The organism is Kangiella taiwanensis (assembly GCF_020005165.1).
GTDB classification, from domain to species: Bacteria; Pseudomonadota; Gammaproteobacteria; order Enterobacterales; family Kangiellaceae; genus Kangiella; species Kangiella taiwanensis.
In genome coordinates this window covers 612,962-637,946 of sequence record NZ_JAHCLT010000001.1, presented here as the reverse complement: position 1 = coordinate 637,946, position 24,985 = coordinate 612,962, and the positions used below count along the sequence as shown (strand labels likewise).

Sequence of the window (24,985 nt, the reverse complement as noted above, 5' to 3'; positions counted from 1 at the left end):
TTATACTATAAGCCACAACAGTAACCCCCTCTCATCGTTAAATGCCATTTGAACGCTTACTTGACAGCCTTTCTACAGCTATCATCGCCTTTGATGCTCATGGCCGTTTTAGCTATCTCAACCAAGCCGCTGAAAAAGCCTTTTCAACCAGTAGCAAAGTGCTTGTCGGAAAGCGCTACAGCTACTTCATCGCCAGTGATAGCCTTCCTCTAACGGCAATTCTCGAAGGATTACGGCAAAATGGGCAGTTCGTTCTAGACAATATCCATTTAGAACTGATGAATGAAAAACAGCTTACTGTTGACCTGACGGGACACTGGTACCAGGCAGATGAACCTTATCTTATTGTTGAATGGCAAGATCATTCACATTCCCCTAGTCGAGCACTAGGACAAGGCCTTTCCAAGCAAAACAGAGTCAGTGAGCGTTTATTACAGAAGCTTGCGCATGAAATAAAGAATCCTCTTAGCGGCCTTCGTGGCGCCGCCCAGTTGCTAGCCCAGGAAGCAAACGCAACCACAGGCTCAGCCATAAAAGAGTTTACCGATATTATTGAGCATGAAACATCTCGATTGACTCAACTCGTTGACAGGATGCTACTATCAAGTCACAAAGCCAGTCGCATTTTGATGAACATCCATGAGGTCACCGAGCGGGTGGTCGAGCTTTGCTCAATTAAGCTTGCGCGTAACATTACCTTAATCAAAGATTACGATCCAAGCTTGCCTGATTTTTATTGCGCTCCCGACTCAGTGTATCAAGCGATCCTTAACATCACACAAAACGCTATCGAGGCTTGTGAAACGCAAAGTGACGCCGCCGTAACGTTGCGCACAAGAGCTCTTCCTCGCTATACCATAAACGGCAAACAATACCCCCTTACGGTCTGTGTCCAAGTCGAAAACAACGGTCCAGTAATTCCCACGGAACTTGCGCCCAATATTTTCTTCCCTCTAATCAGTGGGAAGAACAGTAGTGGGTTAGGGTTAGGTATAGCTCAAAGTTTGATACAACAGCAGCAAGGCTTAATCGAGTTTCAAAGCACAGAATCTAAGACCACTTTCTCTATTTACCTGCCCGTTATCAATGACGAGGTGAAGGATAACGCAGATGGATGACTCTCTTAATCATACCGTTCTGATTGTTGACGACGACAGCTCCATTCGTTGGGTACTGGCTAGAGCCCTGAGCAATGCCCAGTTCAAGGTCATATCGTGTGATAATGGTCAGCAAGCCCTCGATATGATCCGCTCTAACCATCCGCAGCTAGTGATCACGGATATACAAATGAGCGGTATGAGTGGCCTTGAGCTTTTAAATATCATCAATCAAAACTGGCCTGATTTACCAGTCATTATGATTACCGCATATGCCGATACAGACTTAGCGACCAAAACGCACGAACTGGGAGCTTTTGACTACCTACCCAAACCCTTTGATATTAATCACGTTATTAAGCTTTGTCAGCGAGCAGTAGACAATCAAAAAGACAAAAAAGACTTTCCCCTTTGGCTTCAGCATATTGAGAAAAAAGTCGACAGTGAATATCACCAGGGGAACAGCCAAGTATTAATTGACATGCAGCGCGAATTTGAAGCTTTCATGACTCAATCAGCGCTCAGACTAAGTCATGGCCATAAGCAAAAAGCAGCAAAGCTTCTAGGTTGGGGTCGCAATACTTTGACGCGTAAACTAAAATACTGGCAAGAACTAACCAAAAACACCCCTAAAGAAGAATAACATGCTGCACATTGTTCTATTCGAACCTGAAATTCCGCCTAATACAGGCAATATCATACGCCTATGCGCTAATACAGGCATGCAGCTTCATTTGATAAAACCACTGGGGTTTGAATTAGACGATAAGCGCATGAGGCGTGCAGGCCTTGATTACCATGAGTGGGCTAATGTCATTATTCACGAAAACTTTTCAGCGTTTAAAGACAAGGAGCAACCTCAAAGGCTATTTGCGTTAAGCACTAAAGGGAAGCAGCACTACCATCAAATTGAATACAAAGATGGTGATTATTTTATTTTTGGTCCTGAAACCCGAGGACTGCCTGATTCAATCCTGGAAGAATTAGCGACAACCTTATTGAGGATTCCGATGAAAGAAGGCAGTCGTAGCCTCAACCTGTCGAATACAGCGGCTATCATGGCCTTTGAGGCATTAAGACAACTCGGTTTTGAAGGTTGCCAGTAAAAAATAAAAAAGGTTGGAAGGTGTGAAAATTAACGTTCTATGATTCTGACTTAAGGTCACGGGTCAGAAGTTCACGTGCAGCAACCTTGGGGTCGGCCCCTTCGTAGATAATTTTATAGATCGCTTCGCAAATCGGCATTTCAACACCAACTCGCTCAGATAACATGTGGATCTCATGCGCGTTTCTGACGCCTTCTACGACTTGACCAATGGCCTCTTCCGCTCCTTGACGGTCACCACCCTGGCCTAAAGCCAAGCCAAACCGACGGTTACGGGACTGATCATCCGTACAAGTGAGAACCAAATCCCCCATTCCGGCCATACCATTAAAGGTTTCTGGTTTGCCGCCTAGCGCCACGCCGAGGCGCTTCATTTCAGCTAGCCCACGGGTAATTAAGGCTGTGCGAGCATTGGAACCAAATCCTAGGCCATCAGCAATCCCTGCACCAATGGCAACGACATTTTTCACCGCACCACCGATTTGTAAGCCTATAACGTCGCTACTGATATAAACCCGGAATCGCTCATTGTGTAGATCTAAAGCTAACTCACTGGCCAGTTCTTTTTGATCAGAAGCCAGACTAATGGCGGTAGGCATACCTCGCGCCATTTCTTTGGCAAAGCTTGGACCCGACAGCATCGCATGTGGCTGATCATAGCCGAGCTCCTCAATCAACACATTGCCCAGCAAATCACCGGTATCAGGATCAAGACCTTTGCTTGCCCAAATAATCGGATGAGAAGTCGTTATGTGAGGCTTTATTGCTTGTATTGCCGAACGGAAAGCATGACTGGGGACAGCAACCAATACAACATCAGAAGTCTTTACCGCTTCTGAAATGTCATTGGTCACGCTCAAATTTTCTGGAAACTCAACATCAGGAAGGTAGCGCGTATTACTGCGCTCATGTTGCATGCTTTCAACTTGAGCAGAGTTACGCGCCCACAGCATTACTCTGTGGCCATTACTGGCCAGTACTATAGCTAATGCGGTTCCGTACGAACCTGCGCCTAGAACCGCAAAAGACTTAGGCTCAACCATTAAGCGTTAGCTTCTTCCTGCTGCGCAGCCTGTTGCTGTGCTTGCTGATAGATAGAGTTGAAATTAATTGGCTGAAGCACGAAGCGCGGGAAACCGCCACGAGAAATAGTTTCTGAAACAGCTTCTCTAACGTATGGGAAAAGTTGTTCGCAACAGAACGTTCTTAACAAACGTGAACGAGTTTCATCATCCATTCCTTTTATACCAAAAACGCCGCCGTATTTAACTTCAGCAATATACGCTGTTTTCTCGCCAACTTTAGAAGAAACAGTAACTTGCAACTCTACTTCATGGCTATCATTCTCAAGCTCTTTAACACGGTTGTTCAAGTTAACACTGATCTCAGGCTTATACTGCTCAAGGAAAATTTCTGGGGAGTTTGGCGACTCAAAAGAAATGTCTTTTGCATAGATCGTTTGGATGACAAGCTGTACACCTTCTGGAGTTTCTACTTGTTGCTCGCCGTTTTGATTTACTGAATTTTCATCTGCCATAACTGTACTCTCTTAATTGTTTAATATTTTGATTTGTTGTAATTGTCGCTATTGTTCCAACATAGGTTCTAAATCGCCAGCAGCATGTAGCGCATACAAATCATCACAACCGCCTATTGGCTGGCCATTAATAATGATTTGAGGGACAGTATGTCCGCCAGCGAGCTCAATCATTTTCTGTCGCAACTCACTGTCACCATCAATGGGTATTTCATTATAATCCACATCTAATTTATCCAATAAGTGCTTTGCCCTAACGCAGAATGGACAATACCCTTTTGTGTAAATATCAATTGTCGCCATAATGAACGCTTAACCTTTTGCTAGTGGTAAGTTATCACCAGTCCAAGACTGAATGCCACCTTTTAGTTTATGTACCTGCTGGAAACCGTGTTTACGCAATAAAATTGCCGCGCTGCCAGACTGCATACCAGTGGCGCAGACCATAATAATGGGGCCCTGCTTATTTTTTTCAAGGTCCTTGGTGCTATCCTTTAATTTGGTGAAAGGGATATTGATGGCACCGTGAATATGGCCCTTATTAAAATCAGCAACTGACCTTAAATCAACCACTTGCGCACCTTCTTTGTTAATCATTTGGGTGGCAGTTAGCGGAGTCAGTGACTTTGAACCGCTTGTCATGGTTTTAATGATGCTAATTAATAATAAAAGCGCGAATGCTAACCACGCCGAACCTAAAAACGGGTGATTGCTAAAAAATTCAAATAACTGCTGCATTTGCCAGAAAACCTAGAATTTATGCTGGAATTTAAAACACAGCATTATACACAAAACCACGGTGTAGCCTAGAGTCTAGCGCACTCCTTTTCCTCGAGCTTATTTCCCTAGAGCTTCTTTACAGACTTCTTTCAACGCCTCAACACTGGATAATCGTGTGAAATTCGGTCGTATTAAAAAAGCAATCCGACGATGTGGTCCTGGTTCATTCAGATGCACTGCCGACAACTGTTTATTTTGACTAATCAACTGCTCCATCGCCATTTCAGGAATCAATGTCGTGCCCAGCCTACCCATCACCATCTGAATCAAGGTGTTGAGGCTGGTCGCGCCAAAACCATGACTGGCCGCCTCTTCTGTTAACTTACAGGCATCAAGAATATGATCTTTCAGGCAATGCCCTTCCTTAAGAAGCATTAAATTACTCTGCGTTAGCTCATCGCTGGTAATTTCCTTTAATCGACTAAACTTATCGTCCTTGACCGTGACCCAATAGAAATCCTCCTCCCAGAATTCGAGCGACAGCAGACCCTCATGAGGATACGGTAAAGCCAAAATCGCGGTATCGAGCTCGCCTTTTCGCACCATATCGACCAAGACATGTGACTGCTCCTCTACAATTCTTAACTCAGCCTGCGGGTGGGCTTCGTGCAAAATAGGAAACATCTTTGGTAATAAATACGGCGCAATAGTGGGAATGACACCCACCGATAGAGGAAAGCTCAGAGGCTCTTTGAGTCCTTCAGACAGGCTTTCTAGCGCGTTGACTTGCAATACAATATCTCTGGCGCGCGCAAGTACCTCATGCCCAATTGGTGTCACCAGTACCTTTTTATTGTCACGCTCAAAAATCTGCACCCCTAGCTGCTCCTCCAATTGGTTAAGAGCCGTACTCAAGGCCGACTGGCTGATATTACATTTCTCAGCTGCTTTCTTGAAATGTAACGTGTCTTCAGCCGCTAACGCGTAGGTGAGTTGCTTAAATGAAATCATCCGATTCCTTCTCCTTTATCGTTATTCAGTATTTTAGAACATAAATATCAATTTATTCAAATTTACTAAACAATCGACATCCTTATACTGAACACCGTAACCAATTACAACCTTACATGAATCAACAGGAGGCCACACATGGCACTTATTAATACAGAAATTAAGCCGTTTAAAGCAACAGCCTATAAAAATGGTGAGTTCGTTGAAGTTTCTAATAAAGACATCGAGGGCAAGTGGGCAGTTTTCTTTTTCTACCCAGCTGACTTCACATTCGTATGCCCAACAGAATTAGGCGATCTAGCTGATCACTACGAAGAGCTACAAAGCCGTGGCGTAGAAGTCTTCTCTGTATCAACAGACACACATTTTACTCACAGAGCATGGCACGAAACTTCTGACACTATTGGCAAAATCCAATACGGCATGATCGGCGATCCAACAGGCGAAATTACTCGCAACTTTGACGTCATGCGTGAAGGCCAAGGCCTAGCAGACCGCGGTACTTTCGTGGTGGACCCAGACGGCGTTATCCAAGTCATGGAAATTACTGCTGAAGGTGTAGGCCGTGACGCAGACGAGTTGGTCCGTAAGATTAAAGCCGCTCAATACGTTCGCGATAACCCAGGTCAAGTTTGCCCAGCCGCTTGGAAAGAAGGTGAAGAAACATTAGCACCGTCTTTAGACCTAGTCGGTAAGATTTAGTAAGAAAAATCTAACGGCAAATCACTAGATAGGATGATTAGGGCAAAGCCCTATAGAGTTCCTCCCCCAGCTTGGCGAGTTCATACAGGCTCGCCAAGCTACTAAACTTAAATCGCAAGAAGGAAAGTTCAAATGCTAAACAACCAAATCTTAGAAGCTTTGAAAGGCTATACCGCAGATATGCAAAAGACGGTGACTTTCGTCTTGCAAACCGGTGAACATTCAAAGCGTAACGAATTAAAAGAATTTTTAGAAAGCTTTGCTAGCGTAAACGACAAGATTCAATTCGAAGAACGCGATATTAATGGGAAAGTCCGCAGTCCAATCAGCTTCATATTAGAAGCCGATGGTGACGACACTGGCATTCAGTTTTCTGGAATACCATCAGGCCATGAATTTAACTCGCTAGTTCTTGCTGTCTTACAGTCCGCGGGAACGCCAGTAAAGCTTGATAACTCATTGCAAAGCATGGTCAAAAATATTGACCAAGATATGAAGTTTGAAGTCTTTGTCAGTCTAAGCTGTCATAACTGTCCGGATGTGGTGCAAGCGCTGAATCAATTTGCAGTGCTCAACCCAAACATTTCCGCAGAAATGATCGACGGCGGTTTATTCCAAGACGTGATTGAAGAGCGAGACATTCAGGGCGTACCCAGCGTTTACCTTAACGGTGAATTATTTGCTAACGGCAAAGTTACAGCAGCAGAATTAATTGATAAATTATTAGAGCAAGATCCGTCTATTGCACAAGCTAACTCTGATGAAAAACTACCATTACAAGATGTCGTCGTTATCGGCGGTGGTCCAGCAGGCGTAAGTTCAGCGATTTATAGCGCACGTAAAGGCTTAAAAGTCACCCTAATTGCCGACCGAATTGGTGGCCAAGTCAAAGACACCATGGGCATTGAAAACCTTATTTCTGTACCTAAAACAACTGGGCCAGAACTCTCTGGTGCGCTACAAGCACACCTCAATGAATACGACATCACCGTCAAAGAACACTTGCGGGTTACTGAAGTGAACCAAGGTGATATTAAGAGCATTACTCTGTCATCTGGCGAGATTATTGATAGCAAAACCATGATCATTGCCACTGGTGCTAAGTGGAGAGAACTCGGTATTCCAGGTGAAAAAGAAAACGTTGGCAATGGTGTTGCGTATTGTCCGCACTGTGATGGACCCTTCTTTAAAGGTAAAGATGTCGCAGTCATCGGCGGCGGTAACTCAGGTATCGAAGCAGCATTAGACCTAGCAGGTATTGTGAAATCAGTCACTGTGTTTGAATTTATGCCCGATTTAAAAGCCGATAAGGTATTGGTTGACCAAGCTGAAGCTAAAGATAACATCACGATTCTAAAAAACGTTGCGACTAAAGAAATTCACGCAACAAATGGCAAAGTATCGTCGATTGAGTATCAAGATCGCACAACAGAAACCAACCACAGCATTGACCTTGATGGTGTCTTTGTACAAATTGGTCTAGTGCCTAACAGCCACTTCCTTGGCGACGTGGTAGAAACCACCAAGTTTGGCGAAATCGTGATTAACGAAAAATGCGAAACGTCACAGCCTGGGATATACGCTGCAGGTGACGTCACCACCGTACCTTACAAGCAAATCGTGGTATCGATGGGCGAAGGGTCTAAGGCATCGTTAGCATCATTCGAATATTTGCTAGCTAACTCTTCTCGACTTGAAAAGATGTATCAAGACCACCAATCCCCTAAGCAGTCTCAAAACGCTGCTTAAGTAAGAAAAGCCCTATCTTCAGAGGGCTTTTCTTACAACTGCTACTCAGTGACATCTAGCTTCATATTCACGGACAATGAAGAAATAATCTGAATAAAGAGTTTGATGATCTTTGACTTGTAATAAATTTTCACAATTCATATGGGGCAACATTAACCTCACAAGATCACTTCTTTCTAAGACATAAGACACAAAAAAAGGGTTTTCTCCTTTTGGCTCTCCATCTATTTTTAGGTTAGGGTTTGCTCCAACCGACAGGGCAAAAGCCACTTTCTCTTTTGCGAATAAACTAGAACTGTAACCTCCGTGTCTTTGAAGATACTTATCTGGAAAGAATATATGAATAACATCAACTAGTACTAATAACACAACTAGCACTAGAAATATTCCAAACCTCCACTTTTTAGTACTCAACTCAAACAACCTTGATTAGTTCAATAGTTTACTCTGACCCAGTTTTTTTGATATCACGTAAACTAATGGGGTCAGAGTACATTTTGATTACTGATAAAAAGCCTCTCAACCCATTTTAGCAAAATAAGAAACACTTTTATTGTAGCGGCTCAACCTTCAAAGTCGCGCCTTCAAAACCCACCACTTTAACTTTCTCCCCTTGCGGCAGGTCAGGCCCTGTTACGCGCCAGTAGGTATCACCAACTTTGGCTTTGCCGACACCATCTTCGATAGCAGTTGCTAGAGTAAACGTTTGTCCAATTAACGATTTGCCGCGCTGGTTAAGAGTACCCTCTTCTTCTGGACGCTCTTGTCGGCGTTTTTTACTGACGCTTCGCCAGACGAGAATACTGACGACAGAAAAGATTGAAAAAATGATCCATTGCCACTCAGGCGTGAGGACGTCTCCTAAAAACAGTAATAAAGTTCCGACGATTAATGCCGCGATACCGAGCCAGAGTAAAATGGCTCCTGGCGCGAACATTTCTAAAATCAGCAGCACCAAACCGAATACCATCCAGTGCCAATATTCTGCATTTGAGAAGAAGTCCATACAATCCCCTTATTGGTTCTATGTGATCTTTCTTATGACTTTTTTATATCTTTACTTAAAAACAAGCCTTAAGACTTGTTACCAAAAGCTTCTTTAGCAATTTCAGCAACACCGGCTACCGAGCCTATCACTGACGACGCTTCTAGCGGTAGCATCAAGACTTTCTGGTTATCCGAAGTGGCGATGTCACCTAACGCTTCAACGTATTTTTGTGCCACGAAGTAGTTAATCGCTTGAACATTACCTTCGGCAATCGCTTTCGACACCATGGTTGTTGCATTCGCTTCGGCTTCCGCTAAACGTTCACGAGCCTCTGCTTCGCGGAATGCTGCTTCTTTTTCACCTTCAGCCTTTAGGATCTGCGCTTGCTTCTCACCCTCAGCCTCAAGAATTTCTGAACGCTTAGTACCTTCTGCTTCAAGAATGTGGGCACGCTTTAAACGCTCAGCCTTCATTTGCTGCGCCATGGCATCAACCAAGTCTCGTGGCGGTAAAATATCTTTAATCTCAATACGAGTCACTTTCACGCCCCAAGGATTGGTCGCTTCGTCGACAATAGTTAAGATTCGCGCGTTTATTTCATCACGCTTGGAGAGCATCCAGTCTAGGTCCATACTACCCAGAACGGTACGAATGTTGGTCATAACCAGGTTCTGCATCGCACGATGCAGCTGATTCACTTCATAAGTCGCTTTAACGGGGTCAACTACTTGATAGAAGCATACCGCGTCAATCGTCACCGTGGCGTTATCCTGCGAAATCACTTGCTGCGCTGGGATATCAAGCACCTGCTCCATCATATTGACCTTAGCACCAATGCGATCAATGATTGGCACGATGACATGCAAGCCTGGCGATAACGTTTTACGGTATTTACCAAAGCGCTCAACGGTATATTGACTGCCCTGGGATACCGTTTTAACCCCTAAGAAGATACCGATAACGACAAGAGCGACAACTGCGATAGTAAGTTCCATTAACATATTCCTCTGTTATTTATTGTTTAAAATTATTATCAAACGCTCAATATAGAATGTTTTTTATCTTTGGTTCAATCTATTTTTTTCAGATTTTGTCACAAGCCATTACAAACCTGTCGTCGACCATAGCTTAGCTCTGGTCTCACCACCGCTGTCACGATACAATAGGTTATAAGTTCGTCACTTTTATCAAATTTCATGAGTAATAGCCCAAAACCTGTTGCCCTGATCATTCTCGATGGTTGGGGATATAGCGAAGATCCGAAAGACAATGCCATCATGGCGGCCAATACCCCGAATTGGGATAAGTATTGGGATCAATACAGCCATACGTTAATTTCCGGCTCAGGAACCGACGTGGGCTTACCTGATGGTCAGATGGGTAACTCGGAAGTGGGTCACCTGAACCTTGGCGCTGGTCGCGTGGTTTATCAGGACTATACTCGAATCAGCAAAGATATTGAAACAGGTGATTTTTTCGATAACCCTGCTTTGCTTAAAGCCATCGATAAAGCCGTGAGCAAAGATAAAGCGGTCCACTTGATGGGACTATTGTCTCCTGGTGGTGTTCACAGCCATGAAGATCACATCCACGCTGCCATTAAACTGTGCAAACAACGTGGCGCCAAAAAAGTGTACATCCATGCATTTTTAGATGGTCGCGATATGCCTCCTCGCAGTGCAAAAGCCAGCTTGATTCAGCTCGACGAAGTGTGCAAGGAAGTAGGTGTCGGGCGCTTAGCCAGCATGGTCGGACGTTATTATGCGATGGATCGGGATAACCGTTGGGAGCGTGTCGAGTTGGCTTACGACATGCTGACTCAAGGCGAAGCAGAGTATCAGTTTATTGATGGTGTGACGGCGCTGAATGCAGCTTATGAGCGTGATGAAAATGACGAGTTCGTTAAAGCTACGGTCATTGGTGAAGCAGCACCCATTGAAGACGGTGACAGCGTTATTTTCATGAACTACCGTGCAGACCGTGCGCGTCAAATCAGTAAAGCCTTTACCAATGATGGTTTCGATGGCTTCGAGCGAAAAGTACGTCCAGCATTAGCTGACTTCGTCATGCTGACACAATACGCGACCGATATTGATGCTTCTATCGCCTACCCACCAATAAGTATGAGCAATGTTCTCGGCGAGCATTTAATGAAGCTTGGCAAAAAACAGCTCCGTATTGCCGAAACTGAAAAGTATGCGCATGTTACTTTTTTCTTCAACGGTGGCGTTGAAACACCATTCACTGGCGAAGATCGCGAATTAATACCGTCGCCTGATGTAGCGACTTACGATTTACAGCCTGAGATGAATGCACAGCTAGTAACGGATCATCTAGTCAAAGTTATTGAAAACCAAGAATACGACGCGATAATCTGTAACTTCGCTAACCCGGACATGGTTGGACATACGGGTAACTTCGAAGCGACGGTAAAAGCGATTGAAGCCCTAGACGTTTGTATTGGAAGAATCGTTGAAGCCCTTGAAAAAGTCGGCGGAGAGGCTCTTATCACAGCCGATCACGGTAACGCCGAAAAGATGGCAGACGCTACAACAGGTCAAGCGCACACCGCACACACCAGCGAGCCAGTACCGCTTCTGTACATTGGCCGCAAAGCTGAGCCTGTTGTTAACAACGGTGTACTTTCAGATTTGGCGCCTACATTATTAACCTTGATGGACTTGCCGATTCCTGATGAAATGACAGGCCGACCAATATTTAAACTATAACGTTAACAAGGTTTACCATTACATGACGCCACCAAGATCATTATTATTATGTCTACTGACTTTCTTGGTGGCCTTTGCTTCTCCTTCGCACTCCGCGAACAACAATAAAGCTCAGGCCGAGAAAGAATTAAAGATTCTTAAAGCTGCAATTTCTGATATTCAACAAGAGCTGCAAGCCAACCTCGAAGAACAAAGTGAAGCGCAACAAAATATCCAAACCATCGACAAGCAGCTAGCCGAAGCGACTCAAGCGCTAAGGAATACTCGCAATCAATTAGCAAGTGAAAAACAAAAATTAGAAGCGCTCAAAGTCGAACAAAAAGAAAAAACGGTGCTTCGTGAGAAACAGCGCAATCAACTCGCCACACAATTGAAAAGTGCTTATATCTCAGGTCGCCAAGAGTACGTTAAGTTACTCTTGAACCAAGAAGATCCGACTAAAGTCTCACGCATGCTCGAGTACTTTCGCTATCTCAACCAAGCTCGAATAGACGATATCGAAGAGTTACAACAAACTCTTGAGCGACTGAAAACCATTGAACAAGATATTCAAACAACATTAGTATCGTTGTCCGAGCTTGAAGCCGACCAAGAAACTCAGCAGGCCAAACAGGTTAAGCTTAAAGAGCAGCAAAAAGTTGCCCTGCAACAGTTAAAAGATAGTTACAACAACCAGAACTCTCGCTTATCAAAGCTCAAGCGTGACGAGCAAGAACTGGCCAAAGTTATTCAGTCCATCGAAAAGACCTTACGACAGTTTGCTCCAAAACAGTCTCTTGATGGCTTAGCAAAATATAAGAAAAAATTGCAGTGGCCGGCTAAAGGTTCACTGGTCTATCGCTACGGTAGCAATAAACTTGGAAACCGTTTAAAGTGGAACGGCATCCTAATTGGGGCAAAAGAAGGTGACATGGTACATGCCATTCACCACGGCCAAGTGGTTTTCTCAGACTGGCTCCGCGGCTACGGAATGTTAGTTATCGTAGACCATGGTAAAGGCTACCTCTCTCTTTATGGGCAAAATCAGACATTAATGAAATCGCCTGGGGATTGGGTTGAGGCTGGCGAGCCAGTTGCAACCTCTGGCGGGAGTGGCGGTAGCGGTGAACCTGGTTTATATTTTGAAATTCGTTATAAAGGAAAACCACAAAATCCTATTGCATGGATTAAATAACTGTAAGCTATAACCAAAGGGCAAGGAACTTATGAGCATTAAAACTGTATTTGTCGGCCTGATTTTCTGTTGCTTCCTCGGCACAGTAAATGCTGATAGCCCTGAAAAACCGTCTGCCGAAGACCTCACACCAGAAGACAACAAAACAGCGCAAGAGTCTGGCACATCGAATACTGTCGAGACGCTACCACTGGATGAATTGGCAGCCCTAGCTGATGCTTACGCACAAATCAAAAAGTCATACGTCAAAGAGCTTACGGATAAAGAAATCCTAGATGCTGCTATTCGAGGCATGTTAAGTAACCTTGACCCTTACTCTACCTATTTAACTGCCGAACAGTTCGCCGCACTTCAGGAAAGTGCCACGGGTGACTACGCAGGCATTGGCATCGAAGCTAATCACCTCGATAACGGCATTGAGGTGGTTAACGTCATTGATGACTCACCAGCACAAGAAGTGGGTTTACAAAAAGGTGACCTTATTATAAAAATCAATGAAGTCACGACAAAGGGACTCCCTCCAGAAGATGGTTCCGAGCTGATGCGTGGTGCTCCGGGTAGTAAAGTGAAACTTACCTACCTCAAATCTGGTTCAGACGATGAAAAAGAAGTTCTTATTACCCGACAGATTATCCACACAACCAGCGTTAACTACGAACTCCTTGAGCAGAATATCGGTTTTGCGCGAATCACCGAGTTTCAACTCCGTACAGCCAACGACTTAAGCCAAGCCATCAGCAATATGGAGTACCTCAGTAAAAAACCTTTATCTGGACTGATCCTTGATCTAAGAAATAATCCTGGCGGTCTTCTTGATGGGGCTACAGAGGTCAGCGACTTATTCTTGAATGATGGCGTCATTGTTAAAACAAAAGGTCGCCACGATGAAAATAACGAAGTACATAATGCAACGATGGGCGATATTCTTCGAGGAAAACCACTGGTCGTCCTGATCAATAACCGTTCCGCTTCGGCTTCAGAGATAGTTGCAGGGGCTTTACAGGATCATAATAGAGCAACACTGATTGGCACGGAGTCATTCGGTAAAGCCATGGTACAGACCATTCTGCCAATTCATGGCGGCAATGCCATCAAGCTGACCACATCCTTGTACTACACTCCCAATGATCGTTCTATCCAAAATTCAGGCATATCTCCGGATATCAACTTACCGTTTGAATCGTTAGAGATTAACGAGCCTGAAAAGCTACAAACTGATACAAAAAAAGAGTCCACACCGCAAACTGCTGATAATCAAGACTATCGTCGCGATAATCAGGTCATGGCGGCGATAAAACACATTAAAAACTTAATAAAATAGAATAACGCAACTCGATCAACGCTATAAGTTATATTAAACTGAAAAACTGTTTGGTTTATATATCATAATAAAATCGGGGTAGTGTATGTTTCCTTGGAGATTTTTTTGTGCTTGCGTGGCGCTAATTATCTTATCTGGCTGTGATGTCCCAAATGCTGAAATCAAAGGCACGGTGACTTATGAGAAAGTTCCTCACAGCAGTATTTCACACGGACTGGAATACGATAAATCTTTCGATGCACCGGTTCGAGGTGTTGAAGTTCAATTGATCGAAGATGGTAACATCATCGATACATACGTCACAGGGTCCAATGGTGAATTTAAATTCATAAAAAAAATGGACACCTTCGTTAAGATCCGAGTCCGTGCTGAATTATCTAACGACACTAACGATGACGACGGTAATGAGTGGCAAGTTAGAGTTGTTGATAACACGAACCAAAAAGCACTTTATGTCTTGGAAACTGACACCTTTGAAGTGAAGCGCGAAGATATGAATGTCGATTTACATGCAGCTTCAGGGTGGAGACGAGGCGAAGGGTATGGCTCGACAAGAGCATCTGCCCCTTTTCATATCCTTGATAAAGTCTACGATATTTTTGTCAAACTCGACGCTATTGGTTCTGTGCAGCTGCCCGCCCTAACCATTAACTGGAGTCCAAATAATATCCCCCAGTTTGGTGATATTACTGTTGGCGAAATCGGCACTTCTTATTACCAAAATGGTCAAATTTTTCTGTTGGGCGCAGAGGATGTTGATACCGATGAGTACGACCAACATGTCATTATCCATGAATGGGGACACTTCTTTGAAGACAGCGTAGCACGCTCGGACAGTATTGGTGGTCCTCACGCGGGTGGCGACTACTTAGACATGCGAGTTGCTTTTGGCGAAGGCTTCGGTAATGCATGGTCAGCGATGATCACCGACCAACCGACTTATCAGGATTCTTTTGACCAAGACCAAGCCACAGGGTTCTCTATCGAGATTGAAGACAATGATGTCATCAACCCCGGCTGGTTCAGTGAAGGTTCAGTGCAGTCCCTGTTATATGATATCTATGATGAAGCAAGCGATGGTCAGGACTTTATTAATTTAGGCTTAGAACCCATAGTCGCCGTTTTGACTGGTCAGCAAAAAAACACCGATGCATTCACCAGTGTTTTTTCATTCATGACGTATCTAAAAGACGAAAACCCGTCTTTTGTTAATGATTTCAATAACCTGCTAGAAGCTCAAAACATCACTTCAGATGTAGATATATGGGGCTCAAACGCCACCAACGACGGTTCACTACCTGAGGCGTTGCCGATCTATTTAGAGCTAAACCCTGCGGAAGTCATTCGCGTTTGCACCAGTACCTCTCAAGGCGCTGACGGTAACAAGCTCGCTAATCATCGATTTATAAAGCTTAACGTACCATCAACAGGCAGCTACACTCTGACCCTGACTCCTTCACGCGATAATGATATTGACGGGTATATATTTACTCAAGGTCAAGAAATTGCGAAGAATGAAGCGGCTGGTATTGAGCCTGCGGTGATTACAACGGAGCTGACACAAGGCATCAGCATCGCTGACGTCATTGGATACAACGCAGAAGGCACTGCGGTTGCAGCGACTTGTTTCAACGCTGAGTTTCAAATGAATTAACACACCCTTACCCGGAGTTAACCATGAATATTAATAAACTTCTCACAATAGCAGCTCTCGCTGGGCTTGTTTACGGCTGTGGAGGCGGCGGTAGTGGCGGTGGCGACAGCACACCTCCAGGCGGTGGCGGCGGTGGTGGCGGCAGTAGTGGTGAAGCAGCGACGATTTCCGGGAAGCTGACTTTTGATAGTGTTCCACATAATTCATCTACTAGTGGCCTGAATTACAATGGTACAGTTCAGGTGCCTATACGTGGCGTGACGGTTCAATTACTCGAAGGAACCACAGTTGTTGATACCGATGTTAGTGATGCTTCTGGTGACTATAGCTTTGATGCTGAAACAGGTTCATCGTACCGCATTCGTGTTAGAGCCGAACTAAAACAAAGTGGCACTCAGTCTTGGGATATTGAAGTCGTTGATAACACCAGTAGTAACGCACAGTATGTTTTAGATACCAACACGTTCACCGTGTCTTCAACGACAGAAACTCGCGACATTAATGCAGCGTCTGGCTGGGGAACGAGCTCTTATACATCAACCCGTGCTGCCGCGCCCTTTAATATCCTTGACCGGGTTTATGTCATTATTCAAAAGCTACAAACGGTTGACTCAAACCTAACACTTGACCCTCTGGTCATTAATTGGAGTCCTAACAATATCCCTCAAAGTGGTAATTTGGCCGACGGTCGTATTGGTACGTCGTTCTATACTCAAGACCAAATCTATTTATTAGGTGCTGCAAATACTGACACGGATGAATACGATGGTCACGTTATCATTCATGAATGGGGTCATTATTTCGAAGACAATAATGCCCGCTCAGATAGCATTGGAGGCTCGCATGGCGGCGGTGATCGCCTAGATATGCGCGTTGCTTTCGGTGAAGGTTTTGGTAACGCATGGTCAGGTATTATCACTGACGACCCTTTCTACCGTGACTCTTTTGGTGCAAACCAGGCCCAAGGTTTTTCAATAAACGTAGAAAGCAATAATGTCCAGAACCCTGGCTGGTTTAGTGAAGGTTCTGTTCAGTCAATCTTATACGATATTTATGATGGCTCGAATGACGACTCAGCTGCGCTGGGTTTACAGCCTATCTATGATGTACTAACAGGCCAGCAGCGCAATACTGACGCCTTTACCAGTATTTTTAGCTTTATGACCTACCTGAAAGACGAGAATGCAAGTGACGCTGTCGCGCTGAATAGTTTGCTTACAGGGCAAAATATCAACGTTAATGTCGATATTTGGGGCTCAAATGAAACGGATAACGAAGGTCAGCCAAGTGTTATTCCTGTCTATAATGAGCTAAATCCAGGCGATACACAAAACGTTTGCACTATCAGCACCTTTGGTGGCTTTGGTTCTGGAGATAATCGCAACAAACTTGGAAATCGAAAGTTTGTACGACTCAATATTAACACCAGTGGAAGCTATACTTTGCGACTCAGCCCTTCAGGTAGTCAAGATTTAGATGGCTACATATATCGCCGCGGCGTACTCGTTGCGCTTGACGACGCAGTTACGAGCTCAACGGTGAATATTACAAATAATTTCTCAGCAGGTACACACGTCGCTGACGTTTTATCATACAACGACGCAGCTTGCTTCGATGTATCGCTAATTCAGAATTAATATAGTTTGAGGACATTCCCTATGAAAAAGCTTTTATTACCTTTATTCGTTGCGATACCGTTAATCGCATGCAATAACCAAACTACGGCAGAAGACACTAAAGAAGCTCAAAGCTTCAAAAGCCCGGGCAAGCCTTCAATGAAAGTGCAAATGGATTATACTGTTTCCAAAGAGCGCGTTGCGGTGGGAGAAACTGTTGATATTAGTGTTAACTTCACTGGTAAGCAGCAGCCGAGTCATGCATTGCTGAAAACGACTGACAAGATGGTGCTTCATGGAAACTCGCAACTTAACCTACAGAAGTCGTCCGGCGGGCAAACCCAACACTCTTTCAGTGTTACCCCTATGACAGAAGGCATACACCTAGTCACGGTTGTTGCTGAAGATGCACAACAGTCACACAAGAAACCTTTTGCAATTCGTATTATCGCGGGAGATAAGCCCATTGAAGCTTATCTTGAGAAAAACGGAACTTTAACTACCGATGAGAACGGTGAAAAAATCATCTCAATGCCAGCAGAAGAGCGCTAGTATTGTAGTTTAGAATAAACAAAAAAGCCGCTTCGTTTTAGCGGCTTTTTTGTTTCAAGTATCTTTTTAATAAGTATACAGCCGCAATACTCCGAGCTTCGCTAAACTCTTCTAGTTCAAGTAGCTGATCAATATCTGCTAACTTCCACTCGACCACTTCTATAGGCTCAGGCTCATCGCCTTCAAGTTTACTGGGATACAGATCTTCAGCTACAACTAAATCCATTTGATGACTTAAATAGCCGGGTGCTAAAGTAATGCGTTTCAATTCAGTCAAAGACTTAGCGGCGAACCCTGCCTCTTCTTGCAACTCTCGATTAGCTGCATCAACAGCCTGCTCTCCAGGGTCTATTAACCCCTTCGGGAACGCTAACTCATATCGCTCCATGCCTGCAGCATATTCCTTGATTAATAGCATGGTATCGTCACTAATCAGTGGAATGATCATCACCGCTCCGTGTTTACCAGCTTTTAACCGTTCATAAATCCGATAAACGCCATTAGAAAACTCTAACTCTAATTCCTCTACCGCAAAAATACGTGTTTGAGCGATAACCTTTTGATTCTTAATTTTTGGTAATTTTGAAGGCATAGATTAAATCGGTAATAGTTCAGTTAATTGATTGATACTTTGAAACTCAGTGCTTTTTCTTACTGGCTGTGTCATGTCAGGTTGCTCAACCATAACAACATATTTAACACCCGATTGTTTCGCTTGTATTAAAATGGACTCCGTATCGTCTATAAAGATACAGCGAGACAAAGGCGTGCTAAGTTGTTGCTCTAGCTGTGTCCAAAAAAGTGGTGACTCTTTAGGCTGGTTAAATTCATGTGATGAGTAAAGTCGGTCAAAATAATCGCCTATTCCAGTCTTGTCTAATTTAACCCTTAATGTTTCAGGATGAGCATTGGTGACTAAAAATACATCTTTATCGCTAGCCTTTATTTTTTCCAAGAACTCTTGCGTGCCTGGGCGAAGCGCAATTTTATGCGATAAATCCATTTTGTGCTTAATGATATCTATGCCAAGCTTTTCAGACCAAAAGTCTGTGCAGTACCAATTCAAGGTCCCGCTGTACTGCTCATAATACTGCCCTAAGTGTTCGAAAGATTGTTCTAAACTAATCCCCTTATCTTGGGCATAAATATTGGGAACGGCCTGCTTCCAAAAGTGGTTATCAAAAGACAAGTCGAGCAACGTTCCATCCATATCCAAGAGAATGGCATCAACCTCTCTCCAATGCACTTGCTTCAAGGAAGCCTCCCCCGCCACTCTAAATAGATACGATCACCCTGTTGTCGACCCCATTGGGTAAGCCAGTTTTTAATATTCGCTGGCAATTCAGTAGTCGTATGAATATTCATATTAAATTGCTTATCAAGTCCAATCTCAATATAGCCCTTCAAGTCTAGCACGCCCTGATTGCTTATAATGTCGACCTTAGCGCCATTTCCCTGATTACTCATTTTACTCAACTTAAAGTTAATGTCTCCGAGCTCTAAGTTATTATTAGGGTATTGGATCACGGCATTACGCCACTCCCCCTGCCCTTCTAAGGTTTTCAGATGGTTATTCTCAAAATCCAACTCTGATAGAGCTCCTTCAATTCTTCCCGACAGCCCTTGCAGTGGCGTTTTAATTTTTGAAATGACGTAGGATGTGTCAATATCAAACCTTACGTTCTCCAGCTGATAGTGCTGTGCTGATAATACTGTATCAGCCTTAATATTAATATTGGGATCATTGACAACGACTCCCGCATTGAGTTTACCAACAACCAAACTCAATGGATTAACATCAAGCTCAATATTATCTAGTGTAAAATTTCTAAACTGTCCTCGGTCAATTTTAGCTGACCAAATGGAGCCTTCAACGTTATTTAAATGCAAACCCGGGACGGCATCGCTAACCCAAGGCGTTATGACTTTTGCTGGCGCAAGTGCTAACAGTAACACTAAAAAAAGAATAAGGGCCGCGACAGCCCCTAATATTATTTTCTTCATAGCAACCCTAATGAAACCTACGAGGTCTTAATAAATTTCACTGAAGCATCTACCATCCCTGTTTCATCAGTATCCGAAACCCTCAGCGTGTCAATAATGAGCCCTTGCTGCTGCTCAAGTTGACCAACCCAGCGCAAAAACTGATCAAACTCCACATCGTCGAGTCTTACCTGAATTTCTTCATCACGCTTACGTTCTTCAATTCTCGAGAATTTCAAACCAAACTGCTTGCTGGTGTTAGTTACCAACTGATTAAGCGATTGATTACTTGCTTGCCTGCTATTGCCTGAACGCGCCTGCAGTGCTTTTACCTTAGAGGCTATTTGTGGCAAATCAGACTCCATCCGCTCCACACGTTCATTTAAAGAGGCAATATATTTTTTGGTGGGCAGCACTACTGCAATAAATACAATGAGCAGTATCATCATAATACCCAGTACGGTCACCATACTGCGTTCACGTTGGTTTAAACTGGTATACCAATCTTTTAATACTTTCACTTGTTTAACCCCACCGTAATTCTTGCGGTCCAAACACCGCCATTCTCAGAAGCATTGCGCATACTTACTTCCAAGCCAGAGCTCTCAAGGCTTCTTTGTGAGCGAGTTAGGACGTCGTAACTTTCAGCGCTGACATCAATGCTTAATTGGCCACGGCTCGCAATATACTCCATTTGTGTAAACTCAATATTCTTGGTGTCCATGGCCTTAATAGACTTATCAACCAAACCTGCGAAGCTGACTCCACTACCAGTTTCACCGCCAATATTGCGATAGCTGTTATTAATTTGCACCCGAGCAGTTGTCAGGGGCAAAGTTGGATAAAGCTTCTTAGTTTCAGCTAATGTTCTCTCTTCCAGCAGAGCCTGCTGCTTATTTAAATGGACGATATTGCTAATTAAATACGTTAAACCTAATACGACCAAGGTCACTGCAGCAATTGCTGGAAGCTTCCAAACGCCATAATTTTTTTTCGTTTTCTTTTGTGACGAAAAGCCCTGCTGTAATAAATTAATCGTATCGTTGCCAAAACTATCTGCTAAAAATAAAAAACTATCGTTGACCTGTTGAGGTTGCGTAGCCAAACCCGGGACATCAGCTAAGTTTAGCTGTTCACCTTCAGCAGCATATACCCTAACGGCCTGTGTAACGGCGAGCTCATTACTTTGCAGTTCAAGTTTTAACAACTCTTCTACTAACGACTTATCTGCTGACCAAAATAGGTTGTTCTCTTGGCGAACCAAGACCTGGTCTTCAATTAAAACACTCCATGCATCATCGAAATGAGGCAGGCAAGCAGCTTCAGAGACAACCACATCAGGCTCAATACCCGCATCTTTAAATAGCGCTAGAGTGTCACCCAAGTAACTTTTATCAATAACATTGATTGCCAAGCGCTCTTTGCTATCAAAGCTGCCAAGGGCAAAATGTTGACTATCAACATTATCTAAAATCTGCTCCTCGAGTTGATATGGGATCGCTTTTTCAAGGTGTTTACGATTTTTTGTAGGAGCACTTTCGTTAAAGCATTTCACTCGGTGGGCCGGCAACATTAATATAATCTGTTGCTCAGAAACAGCCTCACCCAGAACTTCGAGATCTTCCATCAATAAACGTCCACGCTCTGAGAAAGTGGCTTGACCATTCTCAGATTGTGATAAACATCCCCATTCTAAGGATTTTTCATCGCTATTGATCCGTATAAATAATTTTTCTTTCATTATTTATTCCCCAATGTGGCGCGCTACCACATGAAATTCGTTATCACTTTTTAACATTAAAGAGCGCACCACAGCAGTACCTGTATTCACTCTCGCTTCTGCAGTTAGCAGCATATACTTACTATCATAGACCAATCGGCCTTTAGCTTGTTTAGAGACTTTGCCACTTCCAAGCGCTTCAAAAAATGAGCTTTCATCGTAACCATCGTCAGGTAATTCCTGTAACGCCTGACGAACTTGTGAAAGCTCCACATCCTCTAACAACATCCATACCAGCTCAGCATGCTCGGGCTTCACCGTATTAACATTTATTGTGCCATCTGTAGTCGGTAACACACAGATATACTCTTTTATAGAGTCATAAATATCGGCATTAAAGCCTTTTACCACCATCAGCTCACTTGTATGAGCGAGTAACGTATCAGCTGTCCTGTAAGGTACTTGTAATCCGGTATAATGATAATCTTCCGCCCCATCAATACCTGCTGGCTCTTGATCTTCATCAATAAAGTCCTTTGTCGCAACAGCGAGCGCCTGTGGTGATGCTTCTTCTGCATCTATACTACTTTCTAGTAACTTAGCAAATAAATCGACACCGGGCATGCCAGAGCTTTCTGAGCCATCATTTCCACTTTTCACTTCGCCCCTACCCCCAGAGTTACTATCACCACCAAGCTGCCGGCCATCCTCGTCACCGACTGTATCTACTGGCTCCATCAATACGCTATTAATGTTGAAGCAGCTATGCATGTCTCTAATCGAACCTTGTAGCTGCCCTAAGCCCTGCTCAATTTCAAAAGCGATCGCACCTTGTGACCAAGGTTGATTTCGATGTACTCGTTCAGCTTTGCTCTCTTTAAAATACTCTTTCAATTGAGCGGTCGCAAAAACTTCTGCGCCATACATGTACTGGTAGGCACGTGAACTGTTAATGATATTTGCCGTTCTCTGTACATGCATTTGTTGCGTATTCAAAATCTGAATTGCCAGTACGCTTAAAACCGAAAAAATAATCAATACGGTGATTAGTGCCACGCCTCGAACTTTACTCAATGCTTTCATGAGCTACCATCTCGTTCACTTTTACCGCGTCCATCACCAGAGTTAGGGGTTCGCCCATTCTCATTGCCTAGGTCATCATTTGGTGCCCCTCGGCGTTCACCATCATCACCTGCCGAGACTTCAAACCTTGGCATCGGGAACAATCGATACAGCTCCCCGTAATCCCTGAGTACAACCGTAACCTTTATTGCTTCAGGCATGGCTAGTCGTTCATCGTTATCAACTAACCACTCCTTTTTCCAAGTTCCTTTAGTCAAAAACTCGAGATTAAACTCTTCTACTTCTGTTAAAAAGTCTCGCGTCAACTCTTGATCTTGTCGCGCGCTGTCGACAAATATCCAATGATGACGTTCAATACGATCATCAATGAACTCATATTTCACATGCTGCAAAGTACTGCGCTGTATCTTTGCCGGATTACGCCAACCACTACGTGTAAACTCTAAGTAATTGTTCGCACTTTGTGACTCGCCTTTTAATAACGGTGCTCGATCGCCAAACTCGTTACGCCGATCACGTGGAACCATATAGCGAATATCTTCTTCTAATTGCCTAAACGCCAGCTGTACTTCGCGTAAACGCTCAATTTGCTTATCATTCGATTCCGATGTTGTTTGTATGAAGTTAAAAATCTGCAATGCACCAGCTAGAACCACACTAAATACAAAAAGTGCTATCAACACTTCTGTTAACGTAAATGCTCTAACCTTAGCTAACTGCATTAACGACGCTCTCCACCGCCGTTATCCGACTTTTGTCCGACAAAGCCTGTCATGGTGAAGATTCCCTGAGCACCATAAGTAATGGATAAAGTGACTCGACGCATACTCTCAACTTGTGTGCCAACGACCTTTCGCTCCCACTCCCACTCTCTATTGGCGTACTCAAGAGTACCTCTCTGAGTACCTACCGATGGCCAATCATCATCAATCTGTAATTCAGCAAAATGATTTTGTGCGACGAAGCTCGCCAACGTTCGCTCTTTAGAATTACCCATTGCAATAATGCTTGATGAAAATAGTCCTGATAACATTGGAGTAATAAAGATTGCTAGAACGGCTAATGCAATCAGCAGCTCCAGTAAACTTAAGCCAGATTGTCTCTTCAATCTTTTACTCATCGTCATCTTCTAAGTCTTTATCCCAATCGTGGCTATAATGCCCTTCAAGAGCATTGGAAAAATCTATTTCTCCAACATAGTTTCCTCGTATACGGTAAAAAATTGGCTCATCGCGATCCAAACCAATGGTAACAACAAACTCATTCATTTCACCGCTAGACAACATATAAATTTGTGGCGTTTTGGCTTTGTTTTTGTCTTCTTCATTTTCACTAGTGGCACTGCCACCTTTAGAGCCGCGTTCCGAATCCCCATCATCTTCGGGCGCTTCATTTTCGAGTAGCGCGTCTTGACCTTCTAGGTTTACTGCAATCCGTACCGGCTCTTCAAGTTGGATATCTTTAAGCAATCGATGGTCTTCTAATGGTTGCCACTTCCCACCGTTGTAAATCATAAAAGAATAGCCATCTGATTCAATTCTGACGCCTAGCTCAATACCCCGAATGATTGACTCTTCTTGTGCTACTTGCAGTAGGCCATATAGTTGACGTGATTTTGTTTTAAGTTCGGCAGCTTCGTTATCGTTCAGCGCGATGGTTGCTACCGATATCATCAAGGCAGCAATCATCAACGCAATCAAAACTTCAACGAGGGTAAAACCTTTTTGAAGAGTGGTTTTGATAGGTTCTAATCTACTGGTTTTCGGTATTGAAATTTGCTTCATGTAAATTCCAAGTGCCGATGTCTTTATTTTCACCTTCGCCACCTTCTTGTCCATCGTTGCCTAACGAATACAAGTCGAAGTCGCCGTACTGACCAGGGTATATATAAATATAATCACGCTTCCAAGGATCTTTTGGTACTGCACTCGAACCTAAGTAGCCAGAACTTTGATAGTTTTGCGGGATAGGATCACTCGTAGGACGGCGAATCAGTGCATCCAGGCCTTGCTCTGTTGAAGGATAAAAACCATTATCAATCTTGTATGAATTCAAAGCTGTTTTTAAGGTGTTCAAATCACCTTTTAACTTCTGCAAATTCGCTTTATCAACGTTACCCATTAAGCTTAACGTCACGAACGTTCCCATAATCGCAACAATAGCCAGCGCAATAAGAATTTCAGTCAAGGTAAAACCTTTTACCTGCTTTTTCATTTTGTGTGTATATAAACGTTTCATTAAAAC

General features: G+C 43.7%; 29 protein-coding genes. 11 read left to right on the top strand and 18 right to left on the bottom strand.

The features are described from left to right. The first annotated feature begins 41 nt into the window (after nt 1–41). The 3 genes from glnL to trmL are packed head-to-tail and all read left to right on the top strand — an operon-like array spanning nt 42 to nt 2,203. Nucleotides 42–1,118, top strand: coding sequence for a nitrogen regulation protein NR(II) (gene glnL, locus KFK88_RS03150; protein ID WP_223577203.1), 1,077 nt, complete (start codon nt 42–44; stop codon nt 1,116–1,118). After that, nucleotides 1,111–1,740 carry a response regulator gene (locus tag KFK88_RS03145; protein WP_223577202.1) on the top strand — a complete coding sequence of 210 codons (630 nt, stop codon included), beginning with the start codon at nt 1,111–1,113 and terminating at the stop codon, nt 1,738–1,740. Before glnL ends, KFK88_RS03145 begins: the two co-directional genes overlap by 8 nt. 1 nt (nt 1,741) lies before the next feature. Next, a complete protein-coding gene (gene trmL / locus KFK88_RS03140) occupies nt 1,742–2,203 on the top strand; it encodes a tRNA (uridine(34)/cytosine(34)/5-carboxymethylaminomethyluridine(34)-2'-O)-methyltransferase TrmL (RefSeq protein WP_223577201.1) in 462 nt (153 codons plus the stop codon). 37 nt (nt 2,204–2,240) lie between these two features. Here trmL and gpsA read toward each other — a convergent pair whose 3' ends face one another. From gpsA to KFK88_RS03115, 5 genes are all read right to left on the bottom strand, one after another. Beyond that, nucleotides 2,241–3,245 (bottom strand): NAD(P)H-dependent glycerol-3-phosphate dehydrogenase, encoded by a 1,005-nt coding sequence (gpsA, locus tag KFK88_RS03135; RefSeq protein ID WP_223577200.1) that lies wholly within the window; start codon nt 3,243–3,245, stop codon nt 2,241–2,243. After that, nucleotides 3,245–3,739 carry a protein-export chaperone SecB gene (secB, locus tag KFK88_RS03130; RefSeq protein WP_223577199.1) on the bottom strand — a complete coding sequence of 165 codons (495 nt, stop codon included), beginning with the start codon at nt 3,737–3,739 and terminating at the stop codon, nt 3,245–3,247. The genes gpsA and secB overlap by 1 nt, the downstream gene beginning before the upstream one ends. Before the next feature lie 48 nt (nt 3,740–3,787). Continuing rightward, complete coding sequence (gene grxC / locus KFK88_RS03125) at nt 3,788–4,042, bottom strand: glutaredoxin 3 (protein ID WP_223577198.1); 255 nt, start codon at nt 4,040–4,042, stop codon at nt 3,788–3,790. Nucleotides 4,043–4,051: 9 nt separating this feature from the next. Beyond that, nucleotides 4,052–4,477, bottom strand: coding sequence for a rhodanese-like domain-containing protein (locus tag KFK88_RS03120; RefSeq protein ID WP_223577197.1), 426 nt, complete (start codon nt 4,475–4,477; stop codon nt 4,052–4,054). Nucleotides 4,478–4,576: 99 nt separating this feature from the next. Beyond that, the gene (locus KFK88_RS03115; protein WP_223577196.1) at nt 4,577–5,470 is read right to left on the bottom strand and encodes a hydrogen peroxide-inducible genes activator; all 894 of its coding nucleotides are present in this window, start codon (nt 5,468–5,470) and stop codon (nt 4,577–4,579) included. A gap of 138 nt (nt 5,471–5,608) precedes the next feature. Here KFK88_RS03115 and ahpC point away from each other — a divergent pair, with 138 nt between their 5' ends. Together ahpC and ahpF are read left to right on the top strand one after the other, a co-directional pair. Then, entirely contained in the window at nt 5,609–6,172 is a 564-nt protein-coding gene (gene ahpC / locus KFK88_RS03110) for an alkyl hydroperoxide reductase subunit C (protein WP_223577195.1), read from the top strand. Nucleotides 6,173–6,304: 132 nt separating this feature from the next. Further along, nucleotides 6,305–7,921, top strand: a complete 1,617-nt coding sequence (ahpF, locus tag KFK88_RS03105; protein ID WP_223577194.1) for an alkyl hydroperoxide reductase subunit F — start codon at nt 6,305–6,307, stop codon at nt 7,919–7,921. 45 nt (nt 7,922–7,966) lie between these two features. Here ahpF and KFK88_RS03100 read toward each other — a convergent pair whose 3' ends face one another. The 3 genes from KFK88_RS03100 to KFK88_RS03090 form a co-directional block, all read right to left on the bottom strand. After that, nucleotides 7,967–8,290: a hypothetical protein gene (locus KFK88_RS03100; protein WP_223577193.1), complete on the bottom strand. Its 324-nt coding sequence runs from the start codon at nt 8,288–8,290 to the stop codon at nt 7,967–7,969. A 181-nt stretch (nt 8,291–8,471) separates the two neighbouring features. Next, entirely contained in the window at nt 8,472–8,927 is a 456-nt protein-coding gene (locus KFK88_RS03095) for an NfeD family protein (RefSeq protein ID WP_223577192.1), read from the bottom strand. A gap of 68 nt (nt 8,928–8,995) precedes the next feature. Further along, on the bottom strand, nt 8,996–9,910 hold the full coding sequence (locus KFK88_RS03090) for an SPFH domain-containing protein (protein WP_345251628.1): 915 nt from the start codon (nt 9,908–9,910) through the stop codon (nt 8,996–8,998). Nucleotides 9,911–10,105: 195 nt separating this feature from the next. Between KFK88_RS03090 and gpmI the strand changes: the two genes are divergently transcribed. The 6 genes from gpmI to KFK88_RS03060 all read left to right on the top strand — a co-directional run bounded on the left by gpmI (nt 10,106) and on the right by KFK88_RS03060 (nt 17,955). Continuing rightward, nucleotides 10,106–11,638: a 2,3-bisphosphoglycerate-independent phosphoglycerate mutase gene (gpmI, locus tag KFK88_RS03085; protein ID WP_223577190.1), complete on the top strand. Its 1,533-nt coding sequence runs from the start codon at nt 10,106–10,108 to the stop codon at nt 11,636–11,638. Nucleotides 11,639–11,660: 22 nt separating this feature from the next. Then, nucleotides 11,661–12,812 carry a murein hydrolase activator EnvC family protein gene (locus KFK88_RS03080; protein WP_223577189.1) on the top strand — a complete coding sequence of 384 codons (1,152 nt, stop codon included), beginning with the start codon at nt 11,661–11,663 and terminating at the stop codon, nt 12,810–12,812. A 31-nt stretch (nt 12,813–12,843) separates the two neighbouring features. Continuing rightward, nucleotides 12,844–14,133: a S41 family peptidase gene (locus KFK88_RS03075; RefSeq protein ID WP_223577188.1), complete on the top strand. Its 1,290-nt coding sequence runs from the start codon at nt 12,844–12,846 to the stop codon at nt 14,131–14,133. Between the two features lie 115 nt (nt 14,134–14,248). Further along, a complete protein-coding gene (locus tag KFK88_RS03070) occupies nt 14,249–15,787 on the top strand; it encodes a hypothetical protein (RefSeq protein WP_223577187.1) in 1,539 nt (512 codons plus the stop codon). A gap of 23 nt (nt 15,788–15,810) precedes the next feature. Next, nucleotides 15,811–17,424, top strand: coding sequence for a carboxypeptidase-like regulatory domain-containing protein (locus KFK88_RS03065; protein ID WP_223577186.1), 1,614 nt, complete (start codon nt 15,811–15,813; stop codon nt 17,422–17,424). A gap of 21 nt (nt 17,425–17,445) precedes the next feature. Continuing rightward, entirely contained in the window at nt 17,446–17,955 is a 510-nt protein-coding gene (locus tag KFK88_RS03060) for a hypothetical protein (protein WP_223577185.1), read from the top strand. Nucleotides 17,956–17,992: 37 nt separating this feature from the next. Here KFK88_RS03060 and nudE read toward each other — a convergent pair whose 3' ends face one another. From nudE to gspG, 10 genes are read right to left on the bottom strand one after another with little or no spacing between them, the layout of a single operon-like run. Continuing rightward, complete coding sequence (gene nudE, locus KFK88_RS03055) at nt 17,993–18,547, bottom strand: ADP compounds hydrolase NudE (protein WP_223577184.1); 555 nt, start codon at nt 18,545–18,547, stop codon at nt 17,993–17,995. A gap of 3 nt (nt 18,548–18,550) precedes the next feature. Then, nucleotides 18,551–19,201, bottom strand: a complete 651-nt coding sequence (gene yrfG / locus KFK88_RS03050) for a GMP/IMP nucleotidase (RefSeq protein WP_223577663.1) — start codon at nt 19,199–19,201, stop codon at nt 18,551–18,553. A gap of 5 nt (nt 19,202–19,206) precedes the next feature. Then, the gene (locus KFK88_RS03045; protein WP_223577183.1) at nt 19,207–19,959 is read right to left on the bottom strand and encodes a type II secretion system protein N; all 753 of its coding nucleotides are present in this window, start codon (nt 19,957–19,959) and stop codon (nt 19,207–19,209) included. Nucleotides 19,960–19,976: 17 nt separating this feature from the next. Continuing rightward, nucleotides 19,977–20,459 carry a type II secretion system protein GspM gene (gene gspM, locus KFK88_RS03040; RefSeq protein WP_223577182.1) on the bottom strand — a complete coding sequence of 161 codons (483 nt, stop codon included), beginning with the start codon at nt 20,457–20,459 and terminating at the stop codon, nt 19,977–19,979. After that, nucleotides 20,456–21,679, bottom strand: a complete 1,224-nt coding sequence (gene gspL / locus KFK88_RS03035) for a type II secretion system protein GspL (protein ID WP_223577181.1) — start codon at nt 21,677–21,679, stop codon at nt 20,456–20,458. The genes gspM and gspL overlap by 4 nt, the downstream gene beginning before the upstream one ends. A gap of 3 nt (nt 21,680–21,682) precedes the next feature. Beyond that, entirely contained in the window at nt 21,683–22,741 is a 1,059-nt protein-coding gene (gspK, locus tag KFK88_RS03030) for a type II secretion system minor pseudopilin GspK (protein WP_223577180.1), read from the bottom strand. Further along, the gene (gene gspJ, locus KFK88_RS03025; protein WP_223577179.1) at nt 22,738–23,463 is read right to left on the bottom strand and encodes a type II secretion system minor pseudopilin GspJ; all 726 of its coding nucleotides are present in this window, start codon (nt 23,461–23,463) and stop codon (nt 22,738–22,740) included. Before gspJ ends, gspK begins: the two co-directional genes overlap by 4 nt. Continuing rightward, a complete protein-coding gene (gspI, locus tag KFK88_RS03020; protein ID WP_223577178.1) occupies nt 23,463–23,861 on the bottom strand; it encodes a type II secretion system minor pseudopilin GspI in 399 nt (132 codons plus the stop codon). The genes gspJ and gspI overlap by 1 nt, the downstream gene beginning before the upstream one ends. After that, on the bottom strand, nt 23,854–24,525 hold the full coding sequence (gene gspH, locus KFK88_RS03015) for a type II secretion system minor pseudopilin GspH (protein WP_223577177.1): 672 nt from the start codon (nt 24,523–24,525) through the stop codon (nt 23,854–23,856). Before gspH ends, gspI begins: the two co-directional genes overlap by 8 nt. Then, nucleotides 24,494–24,979: a type II secretion system major pseudopilin GspG gene (gene gspG / locus KFK88_RS03010; RefSeq protein ID WP_223577176.1), complete on the bottom strand. Its 486-nt coding sequence runs from the start codon at nt 24,977–24,979 to the stop codon at nt 24,494–24,496. The genes gspH and gspG overlap by 32 nt, the downstream gene beginning before the upstream one ends. Nucleotides 24,980–24,985: the final 6 nt, after the last annotated feature.